The following is a 17782-nucleotide window of genomic DNA, read 5'->3' on the forward strand; positions in this document are numbered from 1 at the left end:
CCTCATCACCTCGCCGCCCGACCGCTCCGGCCACCGGCCGGTCCCGCCGTACGCAACGACGGTGGCGGCCGGTCCCGCCGTACGCATCCACGTTGGCGGCCGGCGGCCGGAGCGCGGTGGTCCGGTCAGGCGCCGACGTAGGACGCGAGGTGCCGGCCGGTGAGGGTGGCGCGGTCGGCGACCAGGTCGGCGGGGGTGCCCTCGAAGACGATCCGGCCGCCGTCGTGGCCGGCGCCGGGGCCGAGGTCGATGATCCAGTCGGCATGCGCCATGACCGCCTGGTGGTGCTCCACGACGATCACCGACTTGCCGGCGTCGACGAGCCCGTCGAGCAGGCCGAGCAGCTGCTCGACATCGGCGAGGTGGAGGCCGGCCGTCGGCTCGTCGAGGACGTACACACCGCCCTTCTCTCCCATGTGCGTCGCCAGCTTCAGGCGCTGCCGCTCACCGCCGGACAGCGTGGTGAGCGGCTGGCCGAGGGTGAGATAGCCGAGCCCGACGTCGGCGAGCCGCTGGAGGACCTTGTGCGCGGCCGGGGTGCGCGCCTCGCCCTCGGCGAAGAACTCCAGGGCACCCGCCACGGACATCGCGAGGACCTCGGAGATGTCACGGCCGCCGAGGCGGTACTCCAGTACCGAGGCGTCGAACCGCTTGCCCTCGCAGTCCTCACAGGTGCTGGCGACCCCGGCCATCATCGCCAGGTCGGTGTAGATGACGCCGGCGCCGTTGCAGGTGGGGCAGGCGCCCTCGGAGTTGGCACTGAAGAGCGCCGGCTTGACGCCGTTGACCTTGGCGAACGCCTTGCGGATCGGGTCGAGCAGCCCGGTGTACGTCGCCGGATTGCTGCGCCGCGAACCGCGGATCGGGCTCTGGTCGACGGAGACGGCCCCGAGGTCGGCGGGGACCGACCCGTGCACGAGCGAGCTCTTGCCGGAGCCGGCGACACCTGTGATCACGGTGAGGACGCCGAGCGGGATGTCCACGTCGACGTCCTGGAGGTTGTTCACCGCGGCGCCGCGGATCTCCAGGACGCCGGTGGGCTCGCGCACCGCGTCCTTGAGCGAGGAGCGGTCGTCGAGGTGGCGCCCCGTGACGGTGTCGCTGCCGCGCAGCCCGTCGACGGTGCCCTCGAAGCAGACGGTACCGCCCCCGGTGCCGGCGCCGGGGCCGAGGTCGACGACATGGTCGGCGATCTCGATGACCTCGGGCTTGTGCTCCACGACGAGCACCGTGTTGCCCTTGTCCCGCAGCCTGCGCAGCAGGTCGTTCATCCGCTGGATGTCGTGCGGGTGCAGGCCGGCGGTCGGCTCGTCGAAGACGTACGTGACGTCGGTGAGCGAGGAGCCGAGGTGACGGATCATCTTGACGCGCTGCGCCTCACCGCCGGAGAGCGTGCCCGCGGGCCGGTCGAGCGAGAGATAGCCGAGGCCGATCTCGACGAAGGAGTCGAGGGTCCGCTGCAACGCGGTGAGCAGCGGCGCCACCGACCGCTCCTCGATGCCGCGCACCCACTCGGCCAGGTCCCTGATCTCCATTTGGCAGGCGTCGGCGATGGAGAGCTTCTTGATCTTCGAGGAGCGGGCGTGCGCGGCGAGCCGGGTGCCGTCGCAGTCGGGACAGGTGGCGAAGGTGACCGCGCGCTCCACGAACGCCCGGATGTGCGGCTGCATCGCCTCCTTGTCCTTGGCGAGCATCGACTTCTGGATCCGGGGGATCAGCCCCTCGTAGGTCATGTTGATGCCCGCGATCTTCATCCGGGTCGGCTCGCGGTGCAGGAGGTCGTGCAGCTGCCGCTCGGTGAAGGTACGGATCGGCTTGTCCGGGTCGAAGAAGCCCGACTCCGCGTAGAGCCGTGAGTTCCAGCCGCCGCCGGTGAAGCCGGGGATGGTGAACGCGCCCTCGTTGATCGACTTGCTGTCGTCGTACAGCTGGGACAGGTCGAGGTCGGAGACCGAGCCCCGGCCCTCGCAGCGCGGACACATGCCGCCGACCTTGTTGAAGGTGACCTTCTCCGCCTTCTTGGCGCCGCGCTCCACCTTGATCGCACCGGACGCCGAGACCGACGGCACATTGAACGCGAACGCGCCGGGCGGGCCGACGTACGGCTTGCCGAGGCGGCTGAAGAGGATGCGCAGCATCGCGTTGGCATCGGTGGCGGTACCGACCGTGGAGCGCGGGTCGGCACCCAACCTCTGCTGGTCCACGATGATCGCGGTCGTCAGCCCGTCGAGCACGTCCACCTCGGGCCGCGCCAGCGTCGGCATGAAGCCCTGGACGAAGGCGCTGTACGTCTCGTTGATCAACCGCTGCGACTCCGCGGCGACCGTGCCGAACACCAGCGAGCTCTTGCCCGATCCGGAGACGCCGGTGAACACCGTCAGCCGGCGCTTGGGGATCTCGACGCTGACGTCCTTGAGGTTGTTCACCCGCGCGCCGTGCACGCGGATCACGTCGTGGCTGTCGGCGGCGTGCGGCGCGGACGACTGCGAGTCCGCTCTCGGGGCCATGCTCATCGTGTCTCCATGTGTCGGGCGGGACCGCCTGCGCGGCCTCCGTCGGCGTCGCCCTGCTCGGCGCACCGGCGTCGAGCGGGTCGCCTGATTCTCCTTCGTCGGCGCCGCCGTCGCCCGCGAAATTCACGTTTCACCACTTCCTGGGCAACGCTCACCACTTCCCCCAGGATCCGTCACCGCGCTGGTCACTGCACGGGATCAGGGGAGCCGCGGCCGACGTCGGAGCGGGAGCGGGCGTCCCCGCGGCCGGCGTCCTCCAAGGTGCGTCCGCGTGTCTCCTCGGCCCATGCGAGGCACGCCACGAGCCCGACCACGGTGATGGCCGCGCCCGCGCACATCGTGCCCGACACCCCGAAGTGCTCCAGCGATGTCGGCACCAGATAGGTCCCGACGGCGGCCCCGATCTTGCTGAGCGCCACCACCAGACCGACCGCCGTGGCCCGGATGGCTGTGGGGAACAACTCGTTGGGGTAGAGCCACTCCAGGATGCCCGGCGCCCCCGCGAAGAAGGCGTACGCCGAGAAGCATCCGAGCACCACGGCGACCGGCGCGTCCTGCCACAGTCCCAGGACCAGCAGCGGCACCGCCATCAGCGCGAACGACCAGGTGATCATCGGGCGGCGGCCCACCGTCTCCAGCAGGCGCATCGCCGGCCCACAGCCCGCCAGGAACAGCAGGCTCACCAGCGCCGAGCCGACCGTGCCCACCGTCACCTCGTCGAAGCCGAAAGCACCGAGCAGCTTCGGGCCGAAGATGTAGATGGCCCACATCGGGATCACCTGGCAGGTGTAGAACAGCGAGACGAACAGCAGGCGCCGCAGGTAGATCCCGCGGAAGAGCGCGCGGACGCTGCCGTGCCGGATGCCGGTGGTACGGGCCGCCAGCAGCTGCTCCCGGCCGACGTCCTTGCCCAGTACGGACCGGATCAGCTCGCGCGCGTCGTCGATGCGGCCCCGCTCGATCAGCCACCGCGGCGACTCCGGCGTACCGTGCCGCAGCGCGAGGACGATCACGCTGAGCACCGCCGAGCTCGCGAGCATCCAGCGCCAGCCACCCTCCGGGAAGGCGACCGCGATGAGATAGCCGACCAAGTACGCGGCCAGCGCGCCGAGGTACCAGGCCATGATCACCCAGCCGAGCGCGCGCCCGCGCTGCCGTCGGGGCGACCACTCGGTGAGCAGCGCCGTCGCGATGGGGTAGTCCGCGCCGATGGCGAACCCGATCACGAAGCGGAGGGCGATGATCTGCCACGGCTCGGTGGTGACGACGGACGCCACCGACGCGACGAGCAGCACGGCCAGGTCGATGGTGTACATCGCCCGCCGGCCGACGACGTCGGTCAGCGGGCCGATCAGCAGCCCGCCGAAGAACATCCCGACGATGGCGGCGACGCCGATCAGTGCGGCGGTGGAACCGCTCAGTGCCAGGTCTCGGGTCATGTCGGTGAGCGCGACGCCGACGATGCTGAGCAGATAGCCGTCGAGCAGCGGGCCGCCGCAGCAGGCGATGAGCAGCTTCCGGTGGAAGGCACCGGGCGGCGCCTCTTCGATCGCATCGATCCTCACGGTGTCTCCCGGGTCATGGCGTCGCTTCGACGCGGCCGGTGGCGCCGGGCCGGGTGCGTCCATGCACCACGCCGTGTGATCAGCCGGCTGCCATGGCCGGTAAAGGTCGCATCCGGGCATGGGCCCGTCAACGAGGTGCGTGCGAACCCCCCGAGACGCAATGTGAATGTGCGCGGTAGACGCGCTCTATCCCGCCAGTTGGGCCCCTGCGGGCCCCGCAGGACCCCTCGCGTCGACGCCGCGCCGACGCTCACTTACCGCCCGCTTCCTGTTCCGCCAGTTCCACGAACGCGCGGGCGGCGGGCGACAGGGGGCCGGAGCGCCAGACCAGCCGGCCGCGCCGCAGCAGCCGCGGGCGTGTGGACAGCATGCGGGCTCCGTGCAGCGTGGCTTCCGCGGCCATCGAGGTGGGCAGCAGACACGCGCCGGTCCCGGCGAGGACCAGCGGCACGATCATCGCGCGGTGCGTGGTCTCCACCACGATCCGCGGCGCGACGCCGACCCGGGCACACACCTCGTCGACCGTGTCCCGGGTGGCGGTACCGGGCGGCGTCACGATCAGCTCCCGCTCCGCCAGCTCCCGCAGGCCGATCGTGCTCGTGTGCCGGTGGGGGTCGTTCGGCGGCAGGACGACATGCATTTCCTGCTCCGGCAGTTCGATCCCGGACAGGTCCGACTCGGTCACCGCCCCGTCGACGGTACCGCCGGCCGTCCCGCTCCCCGACGGCCTCGCCGACGCGTCCACCAGCCCCAGTTCACACTGCCCGGTGCGCACCGACTGCACGATCTCCGAGCCGTGCTCCCCGTCGCTCACCCGCACTCCGACCTTGGGGTACAGCGTGTGGAAGCGGCCCAGCAGCCCGGCCAGCGGATCGACCGCCAGGGTCGTCTGCGACACGATGTCCAGCCGCCCGCCGTTGAGGCCGAGGATCTCGCGGACCGACGACTTCGCCGTGGCGAAGTCCCGCAGCACCTGGCGCGCCGACCCCACCATGGCTTCGCCCGCCGAGGTGAGGGTGACTCCCTGCGGCAGACGGTGGAAGAGGCTGCCGCCCAGCTCGCGTTCGAGCGTCCGTATGGAGTGCGAGAGCGAGGGCTGGGCGACGTGCAGCGCATGCGCGGCAGCGGTGAATCCACCGTGGTCGACGACGGCGATGAAGTACTCCAGCTGACGTCTTTCCATCGTGCCTCCATCGTGGCGGACCGCTGATGATCGCTGAGCTGCTTGCTCCGGGCTTGTTGCTACCCCGGAGCCGACCGCCGTGCAGCGGGTACGTCGGTGAAGGGTTCGTGAGCCGTACCGCCCCGGGCACCGCCTCCGTGCGGAGACCACGCCGGCCTGCGGCCATAGAAGCTGTCTACCGGCCACATGGATATTTGGTCTGCGCGCGCTATGGGACACCCGTTGACCAGCTACGCGACGCCGCCCGAGGCTGACCGCAGCCATCCGGACCGGCGGAGCGGTCGCCCATGGAGGAGGAGCACATGCCCGAGTTCGACGCCGGACGACATGTCCTGCCCCGCCCGGACGCGCGCCGTCCGGTGACCACCGTGCTGGACGTTCACGACCAGGAGACCCCCTTCACGCCCGTCGGTCCGGTGCCGCCCCCGGAGAACGCGCCGAACGTGGTGATCGTGCTGGTCGACGACCTCGGGTTCGGCACCTCCAGCTCGTTCGGCGGGCCGTGCGAGATGCCGGCCGCCGAACGGCTCGCCGAGAACGGCCTGCGCTACACCCGCTTCCACGTGACGGCGTTGTGTTCGCCGACCCGGCAGGCCCTGCTGACCGGCCGCAACCATCACTCGGTCGGGATGGGCGGCACCACCGAGATGGCCACAGCGGCGCCCGGGTACAACGGGTTCCGGCCCCGGAGCGCTGCGACGCTGGCCCAGATCCTCCAGGGCAACGGGTACAGCACGGCGGCCTTCGGCAAGTGGCACCAGACGCCGCCGCGGGAGATCAGCGCGGTCGGGCCGTTCGACCGCTGGCCGACCGGCGAGGGCTTCGACACCTTCTACGGGTTCATGGGCGCCGAGATGAACCACTGGTATCCGCTGCTGTACCAGGGCACCACGCCCGTCGAGCCGGACCGCCGGCCCGAGGACGGCTACCACCTCTCCGAGGACCTCGTCGACCACGCCATCGACTGGGTACGTACGCAGCGCACCCTCACCCCGGACCGGCCGTTCTTCACCTACCTGGCGCTCGGTGCCGCGCACGCTCCGCTGCACGTCGGCCGCGAGTGGCAGGAGAAGTACCGCGGCCGGTTCGACCACGGCTGGGACCGGCAACGGGACATCACACTGCGGCGGCAGAAGGAACTGGGCGTCGTACCCGAGGACACGGAACTCGCGCCCTGGGCCGACGGCGTCCCCCACTGGGACGAACTCACCGACAGTCAGCGCCGCGTCACCGCCCGCTTCATGGAGACCTTCGCCGGGTTCACCGAGCACGCCGACACGCAGGTCGGCCGGTTCGTCACCGCCCTCGACGAGCTCGGCGAGCTGGACGACACACTGTTCCTCTACATCCTCGGCGACAACGGTGCCTCCGGTGAGGGCGGGATCGAGGGGACCATCGTGGAGCACCGGCTCGGGCACGGTGTGGTCGACGACCCGGACGAGATGGCCGAGCACCTCGACGAGATCGGCGGCCCCCGCAGCTACCCCATCGCCCCGGCCGGCTGGGCGCTGGCACTGAACACGCCGTACCAGTGGACCAAGCAGATCGCCTCGCACTTCGGCGGCACCCGCGACGGCATGATCCTGCACTGGCCGCGGGGAGTGCCCGAGCGGGGCGGCCTCCGCCACCAGTTCAGCCATGTCATCGACGTCCTGCCGACGATCCTGGACAGCGTGGGCATCCCCGCACCGTTCAGTGTCGACGGGGTGCCGCAACAGCCCATCGAGGGCACGAGCATGTGGGAGACGCTCGCCGATCCGCACGCACCCGAACGCCACCGCACGCAGTACTTCGAGATGTGCGGCAACCGGGGTATCTACCACGAGGGCTGGATGGCGGTCACCCGGCACGGCATCCCGTGGGAGATGGTGCCCACGCAGGGCCGCCGGTTCGCGGACGACACCTGGGAGCTGTACGACCTCACCCACGACTGGAGCCAGGCGCACGACCTCGCCGCCGAGCACCCCGGCAAACTCCGTGAGCTGCAGGACCTGTTCCTGATCGAGGCCGCGAAGTACCAGGTCTTCCCGCTGGACGACCGGGTCACCGAGCGCGAGAACCCCGCCGTGGCCGGCCGCCTCGACCTGCTCGGCGACCGGACGTCGGTGACGTACCGCGGCGGGATGCGGCGGTTCACCGAGGAGACCACCCCCAACGTCAAGAACCGCTCGCACAGCATCACAGCGGACATCGACGTGTTGGAGGCGGGGGCCGCTCAGGGCGTACTCATCGCGCAGGGCGGCCGGTTCGGCGGCTGGTCCCTGTACGTCACGGACGGCCGGCCCGCCTACGTCTACAACTACTTCGGCATGCACCTCTATACGGTGCGCAGCGATGCTCCGCTGTCCCCGGGGCGGCACGAAGTCCGGGTCGACTTCGACTACGACGGCGGCGGACTCGGCAAGGGCGGCACGGCGGTGCTCACGGTGGACGGCCGGAAGCAGGCATCGGGCCGGGTCGAACAGACCATCCCGTACTACTTCTCCTTCGACGAGACACTGAACGTCGGCGTGGACCTGAGCACACCGGTGACCGACGACTACCCGGTGATCGACAACGAGTTCACCGGCACGGTCCACACGGTCCGTATCGACCTGGCGGCCGCTGCCGCTCCCTCGGACGCGTTCGACGGCGGACTGCACCGACGCGTCATGGGGGCCCAGTGAGCTGCTGCGCACCGTCCGGCGGCCGGACACCGGCCCGGCCGCCGGCCCCGCGGCCCGTCTCCCGCCCGGCGTCGGACGAGGGCATGGTGGCCGTGCCCTCCGGCGACTTTCTGATGGGCAGCCAGGACGCTTTCGCCTACCCGGCCGACGGCGAGGGCCCGGTACGGAACGTGTCCGTCGACGCCTTTCTGATCGATGCCTGCGCGGTGTCGAACGCGGACTTCCGGCGGTTCACCGAAGACACCGGATACCGCACCTCGGCCGAGCGGACCGGATGGTCGTTCGTCTTCGCCGGGCTGCTTCCGGACGACTTCCCACCTACCCGGGGCGTCGTGCACGCGCCGTGGTGGCGCCAGGTCGAGGGCGCGGACTGGTGTCACCCGGAGGGACCGCACTCCGGCGTCGACGACCGGGCGGACCACCCCGTCCTCCACGTCGACTGGCACGACGCCCGCGCCTATGCCGCCTGGGCGGGCAAGCGCCTCCCCACCGAGGCGGAGTGGGAACGCGCTGCCCGGGGCGGCCTGCACGGCAAGGTCTTCCCGTGGGGTGACGAGCTCGCGCCGGGCGGACAGCACCGGATGAATGTGTGGCAGGGCGACTTCCCCCGCCACAACACCGCGGCCGACGGCTGGTACGGCACCTGCCCGGTGACCGCCTTCGAACCCAACGGCTTCGGCCTGTACAACACCACGGGCAACGTCTGGGAATGGTGCGCCGACCGCTTCTCGCCCGCGCCGCACCGGCCCGAGCGCGTCACGAAGGGCGGCTCGTACCTGTGCCACGAGTCCTACTGCCGCCGCTACCGGGTCGCCGCCCGACAGGCCCTCACCCCGGACTCCACCACCGGAAACGTGGGCTTCCGCTGCGCGAGCGACATGCCCTGACCCCACACCGCAACACCACCGGGCCAGGCGGCGATGGCCCCCCGGCAGGTTCTTCAGGCCCCCTCGCCAGGTCTTTCAGGACTTTTCGGCCGCGGCCTCGTGCGGAGCCGGAGCGGCACTCCTCCGCCGCCGGTACACCACCACGCCGCACACCGCGAGGAGCAGGACGGCGACCGCGGTCACGCCGAGTGCCGTCCGCTCGGCGAAGAGCCGTGCCAGCACTTCGAGCGCACCGAGCCCCACGGTCGCGTAGAGCAGCGCCCAGGCCGCTCCCCCGAGGAACAGTGCGGGAAGGTAGCGCGGCAGGGGCATGCGCATACTGCCGGCGAGGAAGTTGGCGGCGGTCTGGAAGCCGACGGTCAGGAACGAGACGGCGACCACCGGCGCGCCCCACCGCTGGATCGCCCGCTCGACGCGCTGGAACTTGCCGGAGGAGATCCGCCCGGCGAACCTGCTGCGCCTGGCGCCGGCGCCGGCGAGCCACCCGACGGCGAACGTTCCGCCGGCCCGCAGCAGCACGATGACGTAGAGACCGGCAGCCGTGAGCGCGACCTTATCCACGGCGCCTCGTCTCCATGTCTCACCCTCTCCGGTCCCGCCGGGCGCGGCCTCCCACCAGAACCACCCGGCACAGCCAGGTTAACCGAACGCCCGTACCCCGGACACACTGCACCGAGCGGCGGAAAGCGACGTCCAGACGCCCCGGGATGCGTAAAGATGATTGAAAGAGCCTTGACCGCGTCAACTTTGAGCAAATAGCGTCCGGATCACTCGGCAGGAGGACAGCGTTCCGACGGACGGCCTCCGCCGACTTCACGGCCTCTCCCCCGCGGCGGGGCCGACGGCACCGCCCCCAGGAAGGCTCCGCGTGCGTAGACGTTCCCTCCTCTCGGCGGCCGCCGCCTCGACGCTTGCGGCGGTCCCGCTCGCGGCGGGCTGCGGCCCCACCTCGTCGTCCTCGGCCTCCGGCGGCAGCTCGCGGCGCGGCCATCTCACCTACGGCGTCTGGGACGTCTACCAGCTGCCCGCCATGCAGCGGGTGGCGCGGGAGTTCGAGCGCACCCGGCCGGGGGTGACCGTCGACGTTCAGCTCACCCCCAACGGGACCTACTGGACCAAACTCCGTACCGCGTGCACCGGCGGCGCCGCTCCCGACGTCTTCTGGATGAACGGCCCCAACTTCGGTATGTACGCGGCTGCCGGGCAGCTCCTCCCGCTGGAGACCGACGGCCCCGACCCGGTGCTGCGGCCCGCCGACTTCCCGCCCGACCTCATGTCCCTCTACCGCTGGAAGGGCACCCAGTACGGGGCTCCCAAGGACTTCGACACGGTCGCGCTGTGGTTCAACAAGGAGCTCTTCGACCGGGCCAAGGTCGGCTACCCGGATTCCACCTGGACCTGGCAGGACCTGATATCCACCGCGCAGCGGCTCACCGACCGCAAGCGCGGGATCTACGGCGTCGGGGCGCCGGTCCGCGCGCAGGAGAACTACTACAACTCGATACCGCAGGCCGGCGGCTTCGTCATCTCCCAGGACAAGACACACTCCGGATACTCCGACGAGCACACCCTCGAAGGGCTGCAGCTGTGGGTCGACCTGATTCACCGCTACCGCGCCTCGCCGACGCTGCAGCAGATGACCGACACCGATCCGACCCAGATGTTCCAGTCCGGGACGCTGGCCATGACCTACGAGGCGTCGTACAACGCGGCGACGTTCTACGCCGACCGCGAGCTGCGGGCCAAGGTGGACGTCGCGCCCATGCCCAAGGGCCGGCGGCGCGCCACCGTCCTGCACGGCCTGGCCAATGTCGTCTACGCCCGCACGCCGCGGCCCGAGCTGGCCCGGGATTTCGTCCGGTTCCTCGGTGGGAAGCGCGCCTCGCTGCTCCAGGGCGAGTACGGCACCGCCATCCCGGCACGCAACGGCACCGCCGAACCGTGGGCCGCCGGCATGCCGGACTTCGACCTCCAGGTGCACCTGGACGCGCTCGACTACGCGGTGCCCTTCCCCAGCTCCGCCAACAGCGCCGCCTGGTCGCACAAGGAGCAGATGTGGCTCGCCAAGGCGTGGAGCGGCGACCTGAGTCTCAAGGACTCCACCGGCTCCCTGACCAAAGCGATGAATCAGCTTCTCGCGCAGGAGAGAAAGGGCCGCTCCTGATGAGCCTCGACGTACGTACGGGACCCGCCGTACCAGGACGACGCACCCGCCCGGACGCCGTGGGCCCGCGGGAAATGCGCCGCCGCGAGCGCCGCTTCCAGCACCGGGACAAGTGGTGGGGCTACGCGCTCATCGCCCCGGCCGGGCTGGGCCTCGCCGTCTTCTACCTGTGGCCCGTCGTACAGACGGTGTTCTACAGCTTCACCCAGTGGGGCGCCTTCGGCGGGACGACCTGGATCGGCCTGTCCAACTACCGCACCCTCGTGGCCGACCCCGAGTTCTGGCAGTCGCTCGCCAACACCGGCATCTACACCGGACTCGTACTCCTGGGCATCCCGCTGTCGATGGTGCTGGCGGTGCTGCTCAACCTCAAGGGCCTGCGCGGCACCGGCGTCTACCGCACGTTCTACTTCCTGCCGGTGGTCACGATGCCCGCCGCGGTCGCGGTGGTCTGGCGCTGGCTCTACAACGGCGACGTGGGCATCCTCAACCACGCACTGTCCGCCATCGGCATCGACGGAACGTACTGGGTGTCCGACCCGGACACCATCCGCTTCGCGGTGGCGGTCGTCGGCGTGTGGATGACCGTCGGCTACAACATGATCCTGCTGCTGGCGGGCCTCCAGAGCATCCCCGGCGACTACTACGAGGCCGCCGCGCTCGACGGTGCGGGGCGCATCCGGCAGTTCTTCTCGGTCACCCTGCCGCTGCTGAGTCCCACGCTGTTCTTCACCACCGTGCTGTCGGTCATCCAGTCCCTGCAGGTCTTCGACCTGGTGTACCTGATCATCGGCGCCAATACGCAGAACTCACTGCAGAACCCGGCCTACGGCGAGGGCCAGACCGTGGTGATGCTCTTCTTCCAGAAGGCGTTCTTCGACAACCAGCGCGGCTACGGCGCGGCCATCGTCTGCGTGCTGTTCGTCCTGATCATGGCACTGACCACCGTCCAGTTCCGGCTGCAGAAGAGGTGGGTCCACTATGCGTAAGGCACCTACGCGCACGGGGCGGATCTGGCCCGCCCACGTCCTGCTCGCACTGGGCGCGGTCATCACCGTCTTCCCCCTGGTGTGGGAGGTGCTGACATCCTTCAAGACCTTCGGCGAATCCGTACGAGTACCGCCGACGATCCTGCCCGCACAGTGGGACTGGTCGAACTACTCGAAGGTCTTCGAGGCGATTCCCTTCGGGCAGCAGTTCGTGAACACGGTGGTGATGGCGCTGCTGCGTACCGCGGCCCAGCTGCTGCTGTGCGCGATGGCGGCGTACGCCTTCGCCCGCATCCGCTTCCCGGGCCGCGGGGTCGTCTTCCTCGGGTTCCTCGCCGTACTGATGGTGCCCGGCCAGCTCTTCCTGCTGCCGCAGTACCAGATCATGCAGAGCCTGGGCTGGCTGGACTCCATGCAGGCGCTGGTGGTCCCCGGGATGTTCTCCGCCTTCGGCACCTTCCTGCTGCGGCAGTTCTTCATGGGGCTGCCCGAGGAGCTGGAGGAGGCGGCGCGGCTGGACGGCGCCAACCCCTTCACCGTCTTCTGGCGCATCGCCCTGCCGCTGGCCCGCCCGGGACTCCTCGCGCTCGGCATCCTCACGTTCCTGTGGTCCTGGAACGACCTGATGTGGCCGCTGATCGTCAACACCGACCCGGCCAGGATGCCGCTGTCCGCCGGGCTGGCCTCCCTCCAGGGCGCCCACCTGACCGAGTACCCGGTGCTGATGGCCGGGTCCCTCCTCGCCACGCTCCCGGTGATCGTGGTGTTCGTCGCGATGCAACGCCAGTTCATCCAGGGCATCGCGTTCTCCGGAATGAAGGGCTGAGCACACATGACCGACACCTCCGTCGCCCCGGCGGACAACCCCCCGCACACCCGCGACTTGCGGCTGGGCGTCATCGGGCTCGGCCTGCGCGCCACCCTCGCCAAGGAGGCCCACCACCCCGGTCAGGGTTCGGTGGTGGTGGCCGCCGCCGACACCGCGCCCGGCATGTTCGGCCGGGCCCGCGAGTGGTTCGGCGACGACGTCCACGTCTACCCCGACCACCATCAGATGCTGGCGGCCGAAGACCTGGACGCGGTCTTCGTCATCACCCCCGACCACACCCACGAGGCCCTCGCGGTGGACCTGCTGGAGGCCGGGGTCGCCGTCTTCGTGGAGAAGCCGCTCGCCATCACCACCGAGGGCTGCGACCGGGTACTGGAGGCCGCGCGCACCGGCGGCACCCGGCTGTACGTGGGCCACAACATGCGGCACATGCCGGTGGTGCGCGTCATGCGCGACCTCATCCGGCGCGGCGAGATCGGCGAGGTCAAGGCCGTGTGGTGCCGGCACTTCGTCGGCCACGGCGGTGACTTCTACTTCAAGGACTGGCACGCCGACCGCCGCAACACCACCGGCCTGCTCCTCCAGAAGGGCGCCCATGACCTGGACGTCATCCACTGGCTGGCCGGCGCCTACACCGAGCGCGTCACCGCGCTCGGCGGCCTGACCGTCTACGGCGACATCGCCGACCGCTCGGGACAGGCCCCCGGTGCCGTCATGCCCGACTGGTACGACCCGGAGCACAACTGGCCCCCGCTCTCCCTCACCGGCCTCAACCCCGTCGTCGATGTCGAGGACCTCTCGATGATGGTCATGCGGCTGGAGGGCGGCATCCACGCCAGCTACCAGCAGTGTCACTACACGCCGGACTACTGGCGCAACTACACCGTCATCGGCACCGAGGGCCGGCTGGAGAACTTCGGCGACCACGGGGAGACCGCCGAGGTCCGCGTGTGGAAGCACCGGAGCGGCTACCGCGCCGACGCCGACCTCGTCGTCCCGATGCCCTCGCCCGGCGAGGGCGGGCACGGCGGCTCCGACCCGCTGCTGGTCGCCGAGTTCCTGCGTTTCGTCCGCTCCGGGGGCCCGACGGACACCAGCCCGGTCGCCGCCCGCGAGGCGGTCGCCGCCGGCGTCGCCGCGACGGAGTCACTGCGCGCCGACGGCCGCCCCGTCACGGTGCCTCGTGTCGCCCCCGACCTGGCCGACTGGTTCGCGGGCGGCCAGGGCTGACCGGGCCACTCCGCACTACCGGGAAGGTGTCTCCACCGCACGCCCCGACCGGGACCTCATCAGCGGCTGGATGCGCGTCCCGAAATTCTCGATCCCTTCGAGGAAGTCGTCGAAGACCAGCATGATCCCCTTGGTGCCGGACACCTCGGCGACCTCGTCCAGCATCCCGGCGACGGTCTCGTACGAGCCGACGAGCGTGCCCATGTTGAAGTTCACGGCGCCCTCGGGCAGCGAGATGGTCCGGGCCGTGGCCGACTCGTCGTCCGTCGCGTCCGCTGCCGACTCGCCCGCCATGTACGCCAGCGCCGCGAGGTCGGCGTTGTCGTGGTAGTCCTGCCACTTCGCGTGGGCCGCCTCGTCGGTCTCGGCCGCGATGACCATGAACAGCGACAGCGCGCCGACGTCGCGGCCGGTCGCCCGTACCTCGTCCATGAGCGCGGCAGTGGTGTCCGAGAGCGCGAGCGGGGTGTTGACACCGCTGCCCAGGAGGAAGTTGTAGTCGGCGTGCTCGGCGGCGAACCGCATGCCGGTGCTGCTCTGGCCGGCCGCGACGATGTCCATGCGGCCGTTGGCCGGCCGCGGGGACAGTACGCAGCCGTCCATCTCGTAGAACTCACCCTTGAAGTCGCTGACGCCCTCGCTCCACAGCTCCTTCAGCACGGTGACGTATTCGACGGCCCGGTCGTAGCGGTTGCCGAAATGCCCGTCCCCGGGCCACAGGCCCATCTGCGCGTACTCACCGGGCGCCCAGCCGGTGACGATGTTGACGCCGAACCGCCCGGGGGCGATGGAGTCGACGGTGGCCGCCATCCGCGCGACGATCGCCGGTGGCAGCGCGAGGATCGGCGTCGAGGCGTACAGCTTGATCCGCTCGGTCACGGCCGCCAGGCCCGCCATCAGCGTGAACGACTCAAGACAGTGATCCCAGAACTCCGTGTCGCCACCGAAGCCCTTGAGCTTGATCATCGACAGGGCGAAGTCGAGCCCGTGCTCCTCGGCCTTCTGCACCACCGCCTTGTTCAGCTCGAAGGTCGGCATGTACTGCGGAGAACTCTTCGATATGAGCCAGCCGTTGTTGCCGATGGGGATGAAGACGCCGATATCCATAACGCTCCTAGCAGCTCCTTGACGAGTCGGGGGTAGTCGCACAGAGCCCCCCTTCCATGATCGAAGCGTTGGCGCTACGAACGCCACGTACAAAGGAGTTGTGTCACTCACCCTCCCGGGCCGTGTGCTTCAGGACTGCCCCGGCAGCAGCACCGAAGCGTCCGGCTCCAGCTGCGTGGCGAAGCCGCCGACGACGGCGAACCGGTCCAGGTCGACGACGGCGACCCGGTTGGTGTCCAACAGGGACACGTAGGCCAGCGGCCTGACAGGGTGGAATGACACCGCGGACGGGGTGCCGTCGAGGCGGAGGGAGCGGAGCGGCCGCAGGTCGGTGCTCCAGGTGGTGAGGCTCTTGGCGACGATGTCCGTCACCAGCAGCCGGTCGTCATCGAGCGGATAGACCCGCAACGGGTCTCCGCCCGTCTTCCGGCTCCGTCGTACCTTCATCGTGCGGGCGTCCAGGGCCACCAGCGAGGAGCTCTGGCGGGCCCCGACGAACAGTGTCTTCTCGTCCCGGCTCAGACAGCTGCTCTCGGGCAGTTGGCCCGGGGTGGCCAGAACGGGCGAGAAGGCTGCGTCGTGCGGGCGCACGAGGCTCACCGTGTGCGACAACAGCCCGGTGACATAGGCGCGTTCGCCGTCCCGGCTGAGGCTGAACAAGTGCGTCTTCACGCCGTGCGTGGGCACCGCCCTGGTCGGTGCCTGGTCGGTGGCAGGGGCGTCGAAGCCGAGCAGTACCGCCTTCTCCTCGCTCAGTGCGTACAGCCGGTCGTGCGCGTCGATGCCCATGCCGTGAATACGGTTGAACGGCCGGGTGTCGATCGTCCGGGCCAGGGACCGCTCGGCCAGGTCGACGACGAAGACCGCGGCGCCGCCCTCGCCGACGGTGGAGGACATGCGCACGCCGTAATGCCCGACATAGGCGTACCGTCCGCGCGAGTCGACGACCATCTCGTGCGGGTAGTCGGGCAGCCGTACCGTCCCCTGACGCTCCCCCGATGCGGTGTCGTAGAAGCTGACCGCGTGGCCGGCCTTCTCCACCACCATGAGGACGTCGGCCTCCGCCACCCGGGAAGCACCCGCGGCAGGCGTGGACAGTCCACTCGCCATCACCCCGGCGCCCACTGCCTTGATCACCGTACGACGTGTCGCCACAGTCCACACTCCGATCGTCCGACAGCCCGCGATTGTCCGCGGCGAGGAGACCCCCACGCGCAGGCACGAGCCTGCACGGCACGAGGGTGCGGCGTCCAGATCCCCGATCTCGCGCCTCAGGAGGTGCTGAGGGAGTGCGGGGTCGTGGCCGGGTGCGGGGGCCAGGCGCGGGGGGCGAGGATGCCGAGGACGTAGGCGCGGGCCACGAGGGCGGGCCTGGTCGCGGCGTCCAGGAGGTCCCGGAGCCGGCTGAGGTGGTAGTCGACCGCCTGCCGGGAGAGCTTCAGCGAGGCGGCGATCTCGGCATTGGTGCTGCCGTTGGCGAGGAGGGACAGTATGCGGATCTGCGCGGCGGTGAGCGGAGGTCGGGGCTCGTGGGCGATGCTCTGGTGGGTGACGACCGCCCACACGTGCGCGACGCGGCCGGCGGACCCGCACACCGTGGTCAGGTGGAGCTGTGCGCGGCGCTGGCGCCCGTCGGCATCGAGGAGTACGGCGAAGGTTTCCACCCGTCTGACGCGGCGGGTGATCAGTGCCTCCCATGCGAGACGCAGTGGGCGGAGGTCGGACGTGGCGGCGAGCAGGGTGTGCGCGCGGCGGCCGACCAGGTCCGACAGGCGCGTCCGGAACAGTTCGGCGGTGGCGGTACCCGCCTGTTCGATACGGCCGTTGACCGAGAGCAGCGCGCAGGGCAGACCGCTGTGGTCACGCAGCGCCCGCAGGTTCTCCTCGGCTTCCCGGCGCTGGCTCATCGCGCGGGCGTGTTCGGTGATGTCGACGTAGATCCCGGCCACACAGGTCCGGCCGTTCTCCTGGACGGGGAAGCGGTGGCCGGCAGCCTGTCCTGTGCTGCCGTCCGCGCGGTGATAGCGCAAGTGGTGGCGCACCGGCTTGCCACGGCTGAGGATCTCCTGGTCCAGGGCTCGGAACTGTGCGGCGTCGGAGGGGGTGTCGAGGTCCTCGATCCGGCTGCCGACGACCCGCTCCGGCGTGGTGCCGTAGAGGTGCGCGTAGGAATGGTTGGCCCACAGGTAGCAGCCGTCGTTGTCGCGGATGAAGGCCGCGGCCGGGGCGAAGTCGGCGAATTCCGCGAAGGCGGCGTACGGGCGATCGTCCCCGGGCTGCGTACCGGCCTCCACCGCGATCCCGCGCGTACAGGCCCCGCCCCGGTTCTCGCCCGGGGGCCAGCGCACGTCGAATGTCCGGCCGTCGAAGCGGACCAGACCCTGGCCGTCTTCGAGGGAGTGTCCCGGAGCGGACATCTCCTGGCGCGCGCGGTCGAGGAAGCGCTGCATGGTGGGCAGGTCGGTGAAGGCGCCGCCGCCCCTCTCCACGACGCGCCACTGCTCGTCGGCCTCCCACCAGGACACGGGGAGATGCTCCAGCAGTGCTCTGAGACCGGAATCGTCCACGACGGCCTTTCCGTCCATGTTCCCACCGGTCGGCGGGAGGTGACATCGCGATGCCTATCCCGCGCGGAACCCGCCCATGCTC

The 17782-nt window shown here is 70.3% G+C and carries 13 protein-coding genes; 6 read left to right on the forward strand and 7 right to left on the reverse strand.

Going from position 1 to position 17782, the window contains the following annotated elements; genetic code table 11:
• Positions 1–125: 125 nt before the first annotated feature.
• The 3 genes from ACIGQF_RS01710 to ACIGQF_RS01720 form a co-directional block, all read right to left on the reverse strand.
• Positions 126–2513: an ATP-binding cassette domain-containing protein gene (locus tag ACIGQF_RS01710; RefSeq protein ID WP_399704061.1), complete on the reverse strand. Its 2388-nt coding sequence runs from the start codon at positions 2511–2513 to the stop codon at positions 126–128.
• A gap of 185 nt (positions 2514–2698) precedes the next feature.
• Positions 2699–4078, reverse strand: a complete 1380-nt coding sequence (locus ACIGQF_RS01715) for an MFS transporter (protein ID WP_399704065.1) — start codon at positions 4076–4078, stop codon at positions 2699–2701.
• A gap of 250 nt (positions 4079–4328) precedes the next feature.
• Positions 4329–5261: a LysR family transcriptional regulator gene (locus ACIGQF_RS01720; RefSeq protein ID WP_399704068.1), complete on the reverse strand. Its 933-nt coding sequence runs from the start codon at positions 5259–5261 to the stop codon at positions 4329–4331.
• Positions 5262–5563: 302 nt separating this feature from the next.
• Between ACIGQF_RS01720 and ACIGQF_RS01725 the strand changes: the two genes are divergently transcribed.
• Positions 5564–7927 carry an arylsulfatase gene (locus tag ACIGQF_RS01725; protein ID WP_399704070.1) on the forward strand — a complete coding sequence of 788 codons (2364 nt, stop codon included), beginning with the start codon at positions 5564–5566 and terminating at the stop codon, positions 7925–7927.
• An 83-nt stretch (positions 7928–8010) separates the two neighbouring features.
• Positions 8011–8814, forward strand: coding sequence for a formylglycine-generating enzyme family protein (locus tag ACIGQF_RS01730; protein WP_399704072.1), 804 nt, complete (start codon positions 8011–8013; stop codon positions 8812–8814).
• Between the two features lie 75 nt (positions 8815–8889).
• On the opposite strand, the gene ACIGQF_RS01735 is transcribed toward ACIGQF_RS01730, so the two are convergent.
• Complete coding sequence (locus ACIGQF_RS01735; protein WP_399704075.1) at positions 8890–9375, reverse strand: DedA family protein; 486 nt, start codon at positions 9373–9375, stop codon at positions 8890–8892.
• Between the two features lie 307 nt (positions 9376–9682).
• On the opposite strand from ACIGQF_RS01735, the gene ACIGQF_RS01740 reads away from it, so the two are divergent.
• From ACIGQF_RS01740 to ACIGQF_RS01755, 4 genes are read left to right on the forward strand one after another with little or no spacing between them, the layout of a single operon-like run.
• On the forward strand, positions 9683–10978 hold the full coding sequence (locus ACIGQF_RS01740; RefSeq protein ID WP_399704077.1) for an ABC transporter substrate-binding protein: 1296 nt from the start codon (positions 9683–9685) through the stop codon (positions 10976–10978).
• Positions 10978–11967 carry a carbohydrate ABC transporter permease gene (locus ACIGQF_RS01745; RefSeq protein ID WP_399704079.1) on the forward strand — a complete coding sequence of 330 codons (990 nt, stop codon included), beginning with the start codon at positions 10978–10980 and terminating at the stop codon, positions 11965–11967. The genes ACIGQF_RS01740 and ACIGQF_RS01745 overlap by 1 nt, the downstream gene beginning before the upstream one ends.
• On the forward strand, positions 11960–12793 hold the full coding sequence (locus tag ACIGQF_RS01750; protein WP_399704082.1) for a carbohydrate ABC transporter permease: 834 nt from the start codon (positions 11960–11962) through the stop codon (positions 12791–12793). The genes ACIGQF_RS01745 and ACIGQF_RS01750 overlap by 8 nt, the downstream gene beginning before the upstream one ends.
• A gap of 6 nt (positions 12794–12799) precedes the next feature.
• The gene (locus tag ACIGQF_RS01755; protein ID WP_399704084.1) at positions 12800–14026 is read left to right on the forward strand and encodes a Gfo/Idh/MocA family protein; all 1227 of its coding nucleotides are present in this window, start codon (positions 12800–12802) and stop codon (positions 14024–14026) included.
• A gap of 15 nt (positions 14027–14041) precedes the next feature.
• Here the strand turns inward: ACIGQF_RS01755 and rutA are convergent, their stop codons facing one another.
• The 3 genes from rutA to ACIGQF_RS01770 all read right to left on the reverse strand — a co-directional run bounded on the left by rutA (position 14042) and on the right by ACIGQF_RS01770 (position 17718).
• Positions 14042–15133, reverse strand: a complete 1092-nt coding sequence (gene rutA, locus ACIGQF_RS01760) for a pyrimidine utilization protein A (protein ID WP_399704087.1) — start codon at positions 15131–15133, stop codon at positions 14042–14044.
• A gap of 129 nt (positions 15134–15262) precedes the next feature.
• Entirely contained in the window at positions 15263–16288 is a 1026-nt protein-coding gene (locus ACIGQF_RS01765) for a YncE family protein (RefSeq protein WP_399704089.1), read from the reverse strand.
• Between the two features lie 116 nt (positions 16289–16404).
• Positions 16405–17718: a PAS domain-containing protein gene (locus tag ACIGQF_RS01770; protein WP_399704092.1), complete on the reverse strand. Its 1314-nt coding sequence runs from the start codon at positions 17716–17718 to the stop codon at positions 16405–16407.
• Between the last annotated feature and the right edge of the window lie 64 nt (positions 17719–17782).

Source organism: Streptomyces sp. NPDC053560, from assembly GCF_044544605.1.
In the GTDB taxonomy this organism is placed as follows: Bacteria; Actinomycetota; Actinomycetes; order Streptomycetales; family Streptomycetaceae; genus Streptomyces.